Origin of the sequence: gamma proteobacterium SS-5 (assembly GCA_009497875.2) — a bacterium.
Classification (GTDB): Bacteria; Pseudomonadota; Gammaproteobacteria; order Chromatiales; family Chromatiaceae; genus Magnetovirga; species Magnetovirga frankeli.
Genome location: CP032508.2, coordinates 3722501 through 3729461, shown reverse-complemented (window position 1 = coordinate 3729461; position 6961 = coordinate 3722501). Strand labels below are relative to the sequence as shown.

General features: G+C 63.1%; 7 protein-coding genes and 1 tRNA gene (1 of these 8 only partly in view). 6 read left to right on the top strand and 2 right to left on the bottom strand.

Going from position 1 to position 6961, the window contains the following annotated elements; genetic code table 11:
• Positions 1 to 16: 16 nt before the first annotated feature.
• On the bottom strand, positions 17 to 622 hold the full coding sequence (wrbA, locus tag D5125_05350; protein ID QFY88944.1) for an NAD(P)H:quinone oxidoreductase: 606 nt from the start codon (positions 620 to 622) through the stop codon (positions 17 to 19).
• Positions 619 to 972 (bottom strand): arsenate reductase (glutaredoxin), encoded by a 354-nt coding sequence (gene arsC / locus D5125_05345; GenBank protein ID QFY88943.1) that lies wholly within the window; start codon positions 970 to 972, stop codon positions 619 to 621. The genes wrbA and arsC overlap by 4 nt, the downstream gene beginning before the upstream one ends.
• 164 nt (positions 973 to 1136) lie before the next feature.
• Here arsC and D5125_05340 point away from each other — a divergent pair.
• The 6 genes from D5125_05340 to pdxA form a co-directional block, all read left to right on the top strand.
• Positions 1137 to 1223: transfer RNA gene (locus tag D5125_05340), tRNA-Leu, on the top strand.
• Between the two features lie 165 nt (positions 1224 to 1388).
• The gene (locus D5125_05335) at positions 1389 to 1916 is read left to right on the top strand and encodes a response regulator (GenBank protein ID QFY88942.2); all 528 of its coding nucleotides are present in this window, start codon (positions 1389 to 1391) and stop codon (positions 1914 to 1916) included.
• A complete protein-coding gene (locus D5125_05330; protein ID QFY88941.2) occupies positions 1892 to 2407 on the top strand; it encodes an HD domain-containing protein in 516 nt (171 codons plus the stop codon). The genes D5125_05335 and D5125_05330 overlap by 25 nt, the downstream gene beginning before the upstream one ends.
• A gap of 370 nt (positions 2408 to 2777) precedes the next feature.
• Positions 2778 to 5060, top strand: a complete 2283-nt coding sequence (gene lptD / locus D5125_05325; GenBank protein QFY88940.2) for an LPS assembly protein LptD — start codon at positions 2778 to 2780, stop codon at positions 5058 to 5060.
• Positions 5061 to 5326: 266 nt separating this feature from the next.
• Positions 5327 to 6628 carry a peptidylprolyl isomerase gene (locus D5125_05320; GenBank protein ID QFY88939.1) on the top strand — a complete coding sequence of 434 codons (1302 nt, stop codon included), beginning with the start codon at positions 5327 to 5329 and terminating at the stop codon, positions 6626 to 6628.
• A 184-nt stretch (positions 6629 to 6812) separates the two neighbouring features.
• Positions 6813 to 6961: the 5' end (the start) of a 4-hydroxythreonine-4-phosphate dehydrogenase PdxA gene (pdxA, locus tag D5125_05315; protein ID QFY88938.1), read on the top strand. The gene runs 838 nt beyond the window's last position; the window shows 149 of its 987 coding nt (coding positions 1–149); the start codon lies at positions 6813 to 6815; the stop codon falls past the right edge of the window.

The window sequence follows — 6961 nt, the reverse complement described above, 5'->3', positions numbered from 1 at the left end:
GGCAGAGGGCTCCGACTCAGGCAGAGGGCGTGGTGGCGGCCAGCTGGGTGGCGGTCTGCGCCAGACGCTTGCCCAGGGCGCGACAGAGACGGGTCTCCTCTTCGCTCAACGGCAGGTCGCTGTCCGGCCCGGCCAAATGACTGGCACCGTAGGGGGTGCCGCCGCTGCGGGTACTGAGCAGGTCCGCCTCGCTGTAGGGCAGGCCGAGCACGATCATGCCCTGATGCAGCAGGGGCAGCATCATGCTCAGCAGGGTGCTTTCCTGACCGCCGTGCAGGCTGGAGGTAGAGCCAAACACCGCCGCGGGCTTGCCGATCAGGGCGCCAGACAGCCACAGGGGCGAGGTGCCGTCGATGAAATGCTTCAGCGGCGCGGCCATGTTGCCAAACCGGGTCGGGCTGCCCAGGGCCAGCCCGGCGCAGTGGCGCAGGTCGTCCTCGCTGGCATAGGGCGCGCCTGCATCGGGTACCTTCGGGGCTACCGCCTCGCAAACCGCTGACACCTCGGGCACGCTGCGCAGCCGCGCCTCCAGGCCAGCGGACTCTATGCCCAGGGCAATCTGCCGGGCCATGGCGCGGGTGGAGCCATGACGGCTGTAATAGAGCACCAGGACGTAACTCATGCGAACAGCTCCAGCACCTGCTCCGGCGGGCGGCCCAGCCGAGCGGCCTGGTCATCACGGATGACAATGGGCCGCTCGATCAGCCGGGGATGCGCGACCATGGCGGCGATCAGCTCCTCGCGGCTCAGATCGGGGTCGGCCAGGTTCAGGTCTTTGTACTCGCTCTCGCCCTTGCGCATCAAATCCCGTGGCTGCATCCGCAGCAGATCGAGGATCTGCTCCAGCCTGGCCGCATCCGGCGGGCTATCCAGGTAGTTGATGATCTGCGGCTCCAAGCCCTGCCCCTCCAGCAGGGCCAGGGCCTGGCGCGACTTGCTGCAACGGGGGTTGTGGTAGATCTCTAGGCTCATGGTGGTTTCCTATTCAATCAGACAATGGGCTAGCTCAGCCATTGTACCGGCATAGATCGGTCGGGGCATGTCCTGCGCAGCAAAATCCATCCGCCGCTGCGCGCAGCCCAAGGCTTGGGCTACAATGGCCATCGACCGGAGCGCCCCAGGGGCAGAGGTCAACAGCGGCCATGGCGAAATTGGTAGACGCAAGGGACTTAAAATCCCTCGGGGGTGACCCCGTGCCGGTTCGACCCCGGCTGGCCGCACCATCAGATAATTCAGCTACCTACCCTCATACTCTCGGGTAAAGGCAAGAATAGGCGCTTTCTGTCATCTTGCGTCTTGGCTATACTTGCGGCCTTGAGCTTTCTAGGGAGGTAGATATGGAAGATGTCGAGCTTGGCGCTTGTCGTGTAGTCATTTGCGATGACTCTGTGACCAATGTTTCGATCCTGAGCAAGTTGTTGGAGGATGAGGGCATCAAACCAGGTCATGCCCTCACCGATCCCCGAAGGCTGATGACCTATCTGTATCAGATCAACGGTGCCATCGATCTGCTGCTGCTGGATATTGAAATGCCCCATCTGTCCGGTTTTGAGGTGATGGAGCAGCTCAAGGCCCGCTTTGGCGAACAACTGCCCTTCGCTATTTTGGTGATTACCGGCCTGCACAACCGCGAGGTGCGCCACAAGGCCCTGCGCTGTGGGGCCAACGATTTCATCGACAAGCCCTTCGACCAGCTGGAGGTGATCTTGCGGGTGCGCAACCTGCTGCGCGTGCAGCGCTCCCTCAAGGCCCAGGCGCGTTATGCCCAGGAGCTGGAGCGCGAGGTGGCGCGGCGCACCAAGGAGCTGGACAAGGCCAATGATCAGCTGGTCTATCTGCTCGCCCTGGCCGGTGACATGCGTGTCAGGAGACCGGGCGGCATGTGGTGCGGGTGGGGCGCTTCAGTCGCCTGTTAGCCAAGGGTGCGGGGCTGCCGGCAGAGCTGTGCTTCATGATCGAAAAGGCCGCGCCCCTGCACGACATCGGCAAGATTGGCATCCCCGACAGCATCCTGCACAAGCAGGGCGAGCTGAGCACTGAGGAGCGTCGGATCATGGATACCCATACGGAGAAGGGCCTGAAGCTGTTGGGTGATTACGGCCATGACTCCGAGCTGTTGTGCCTGGCCGCCAGCATTGCCCATTGCCACCATGAACACTGGGATGGCAGCGGTTATCCGAGGGGGCTGAAGGGCCACGCCATCCCCATCGAGGGGCGCATCGTCGCCCTGGCCGATGTGTTCGATGCCCTGATGACGGCGCGACCCTACAAGGACCCTTGGTCGGCGGCCCAAGTCAGTCAGTTCATCCAGAGCCAGGCCGGGAGCCATTTCGATCCGGACCTGAGCCGCTACCTGTTGCAGCACTTTGATGCCTTTGTCCAGGTCATGCAGGAGTTGGCGGATTGAGGGCAGCGGCCAGCTGGCTTCAGCCCTTCGGCTAGGCTCAGGACACCGCTTCGCTCAGCCAGCGCTTCTTGCTAGGTTGACGACATGGCTGTCAGCGGTCAGTAAAGGGAGGCGAAGCCTCCCGAGCCCCGAGCCCCGAGCCCCGAGCCCCGAGCCCCGAGCCCCGAGCCCCGAGCCCCGAGCCCCGAGCCCCGAGCCCTAGCCAAAATTTTCCCGGCAAGAAACCATAGAAATCATTCTGTTAGGCCCGCTAGTTAATTTGATTTAATCGATATAAGCGTCTGTTTCTGTTGAAGAAAATCAAAGAATGTGAGACCTTTGCAAGCCCTAGGTTTGCACCCCGAGTTGCCCTGCGCCGATGCTTGTTTCCTTGCCTTTACCCCGTCTCACCGACGCCTTGCTGCTGGTCCTGTTCAGCCTGTTGCTGAGCCTGACCGCCCTGGCGGTGCACAGTGATGGCGGTTTGCAGGGGCGGGCGCTGCGGCTGGATGAGGGCCTGGATTGGCAGCGCTGCGGCCCCCAGGCCGGTAAGCTGTACGCCTATGCCCTGCCGCCGACGCTGGTGGCGGAGCAGACCCTGATCGACGCCGATGCCATGGAGTTTCACCAGGAGCGGCAGCTGAGCCTGTTTGCCGGGGATGTCAGCGTCACCAGCGGCGATAGCTTCCTTGCCGCCGACTGGGCTAGCTACGACCAGCGCCACGACCGGCTGCGGCTCAAGGGGGATCTGTTCTACCGTGATCGGGACCTGCGCCTGTCCGCCGACGCGGCCGAGTTCTTTCTCAACGAGGATCGTGGCAGCATCAGCAACATTCACGCCTATCGCCTGCCCAAGGCCGGTGCCCGTGGCGCGGCGGCCGAGGCCCAGTTCCTGGACAAGGACCGACGCCGCTTCCGTCAGGTCAGCTACACCACCTGCCGCCCCGGCAATCAAGACTGGGAGCTGCAGGCCGAGCGGGTGGACCTGGACGAGGCCGAGGGGGTGGGCGTGGCGCGCCATGCCAAGGTACGTTTCAAGGGCGTGCCCATCTTCTATACCCCCTATCTGAGCTTTCCCATCGATGACCGGCGCAAGTCCGGTTTTCTGTTGCCGAGCCTCTCCAACAACAGTGATACGGGCCTGGATATCAGTACCCCCTATTACCTCAACCTGGCCCCCAACTACGACGCCACACTCACCCCTCGCTACATGACTGAGCGTGGCCTGATGCTGGGCGGCGAGTTGCGCCACATCAATACCTGGTCGCGCAATGAGATCCGCGCCGAGTACCTGCATGACGACAAGCCGGGCCTGGGCCTGGATGCCGATCGCGCCGCCTTCAGCCTGCGCCACTGGTCCAACCCGGCACCGCGCTGGGCCGGGCGCATCCATGCCGACTGGGTCTCGGATGACGATTACCTGAGCGATTTCGGTTCCAATCTGGGGGCCACCAGCCTAGTGCATCTGGAGCGCACCGCCGAGGCCATCTACTACGGCGATTACTGGAACCTCACCAGCCGGGTGCAGGGCTTTCAGACAGTTGATCCCAATTTCACTCCCTTTCAAGAACCCTACAACCGTCTGCCGCAGTTCCTGCTCAACGCCGAGCTGCCCAGCAACAGCGGCCTGAACCTGCACCTCAAGGCGGAATACGTGGCCTTTGCTCGCAGCGGCACCCTGGATGGTCAGCGCCTGGACCTGATGCCCGGTATCAGCTACCCGCTGCTGCGCCCCTGGGGTCATTTCATCCCCAAGCTGAGCCTGCGCCACACCCGCTATGAGCTGGAAGATGCCGCCCCCGGCGCCATTACCGATCCGGGCTGGACCCTGCCCCTGTTTAGCCTGGATACCGGGTTGGTGTTCGAGCGCGAGGCCCGCTGGTTTGGCCGCGATGCGGTGCAGACCCTGGAGCCGCGCCTGTTCTATCTGAACGTGCCCTATGAGGACCAGTCCGACCAGCCGGTGCTGTTCGATACCGCCGAGTACGGCATGAGCTTTGATAGCCTGTTTCGCGACAATCGCTTCGTCGGCGCCGACCGTCAGGCCGATGCCAACCAGCTCACCGCGGCCCTGACCACAAGGCTGTTTGCCAGCGACAGCGGCCAGGAATACCTCAGCGCCAGCCTGGGCCAGACCTTCTATTTCGAGGACCGGCGGGTACAGCTGCCCGGCCAGCCGGTGGAAACCGCAAGCCAGTCGGCCCTGGTGGGCGAGCTTAATTCCCAGATCACCCCGCAGCTGGCCGCGAGGCTCTATCTGCAGTGGGACGACGAGCGCAGCAAGGCGGAAAAGGGCGCCGCCCAGCTGCACTACAAGGATGAGCAGCGGCGCATCTTCAACCTGGCCTACCGTTATGAAGACAACCCCCTGGATACCGCTTACGATCAGGAGCAGGTGGATACCTCCTTCCACCTGCCGATGAACAGCAAGTGGAACCTGGTGGGCCGCTGGAACTACTCCCTGCAGGATGAAATGACCCTGGACCGCTTCGCCGGCATCGAATACAACGACTGCTGCTGGGCATTCCGCTTCATCGGCCGCAATTACGTCAACGACGACGAGACCACCACCGGCGTCTTCCTGCAGTTGGAACTCAAGGGCCTGGGCTCCATCGGCCACAGCGCCGACCGGGAGATCGAAGAGGGCGTGCTGGGCTACAGGGCCGGGTTATGAGTTCCTTGCCCATGAACGTCTGAGTAGAATGTCAAAAATTTCAGGACGCAGAGGACGCAGAGAAGCGCAGAGCACGCAAAGAGTTGAATTCTTCTTCTCACGGGGTAACGACTCAGGCCATTGAGCCCCTCACCCAGCCCTCACTCCCTGATGGGGAGGGGAGTTGTTATCTCACAAGAATATCTCTACAACTCTGCGATCTCCGCGCTTCTTGGCGTACTCTGCGTCCTTTCTTGCTTCCGGCTTTGCCGGGTTAAGGCTGAATCATGAATTTGCGTTTGATATTGGGTTTGTTTTTGTTAGCGCTGTCTGGCTTGGGCCTTGCCGCCAGCTACGGCAAGGTGGACAGCATAGTCGCCGTGGTGGACGACGATCTGGTCATGCGCAGCGAGCTGGAGGCCAAGATCAAGCAGATCCTGCTGCAGAACCGCCGCCCTGGGGTCAAGCTGCCGCCGCGTGAGGTGATAGAGCAAAAGGTGCTCGACCAGCTCATTGTGCGCCGTCTGCAGCTGGCCGCCGCCCAGCGCGCCGGCATCGCCGTGGACGAGGGCCTGGTGGCCAAGGCGATCAATGGCATCGCCCAGCGCAATGGCCTGAGCATAGGCCAGTTCCGCAGCGCCCTGGAGCGCGAGGGCATCAGCTACAAGCTGTTCAAGCAGGGCATAGAAGAGGAATTTCTGCTCAACCGCCTGCACAGCCAGCAGGTACTGAGCAAGATCCAGGTCTCCGAGCAGGAGATCAACGCCTTCCTCAGCCAGGAGGCCCGGCTGGGGGATGCCAAGATCAGCTATCGGGTGGGTCATATCCTCATCCCGGTGCCGACCGGGGCCGAGTCCAGCGAGCTGGTCAAGGCACGGGAGCAGGCAGCAGGCCTGGTCAAACAGCTGCGCGAGGGGGCCGACTTTGCCCAGCTGGCGATGCGCAACTCCTCGGCGGACAATGCCCTGGAGGGGGGCGATCTGGGCTGGAAGAAGCGCACCGAACTGCCCGGTGCCATCGCCGACAAGGTGCCCCTGCTCAAGGTCGGCCAGGTCAGCGAGCCGATCCGTGGCAGCGGTGGCTACCATGTGGTCAAGCTGCTCAACCGCAAGGGCGAGACCCAGCGCAAGCTGATCAACCAGACCCAGGTGCGCCACATCCTGATCCGCACCAACGAACTCACCTCGGACCTGGACGCCCGCACCCGGCTGGAGCAACTGCGTAGCCGCATCGTCGGCGGCGATGACTTTGCCGCCCTGGCCCGCGCCCACTCCCAGGACACAGCCTCGGCGATCAAGGGCGGTGAGCTGGGCTGGCTTAGCGCCAATGACGTGCTGCCGGAGTTTCGCCAGCAGATGGACGCCCTGCAGCCCAAGGAGGTCAGTCAGCCGTTCAAGACCCAGATGGGCTGGCACCTGATCCAGGTGCAGGAGCGGCGTGATTACGACAGCACCGACGACCAGCGCCGTAACCAGGCCAGCGCCGCCATCAAACAACGCAAGGGGCAGGAGGCGATCCAGCAATACCTGCGCCGCCTGCGCGACGAGGCCTACATCGAAATCCGCCTCAACCGGCCCGAGCTGGATTGAGCCTGGGGGCGCTGAGCCCGAAAATTCTGAATTGGTGCTCGGATAATGAAATGGAATCCGGGGTTGCCGCTGAGCATGGCCACACCTATCCCGCGACGCTACACCTCCGAGCCAGCCGCTTGGAGCCCCCAGGATGGGCGGCGAACCCTAATGTTGTTTCACAGTAACCCAAAGCCCCACCCAAATGTCCACCACCACGTCTTTGCTATTGACCCCGGGCGAGCCGGCCGGTATCGGCCCGGACCTCTGCCTGCAGCTGGCCTGCGAGGCGCGCCCCCAGCGTCTGGTGGCGCTGGCCGATCCGGACATGCTGCGCCAGCGCGCCGAGCTGCT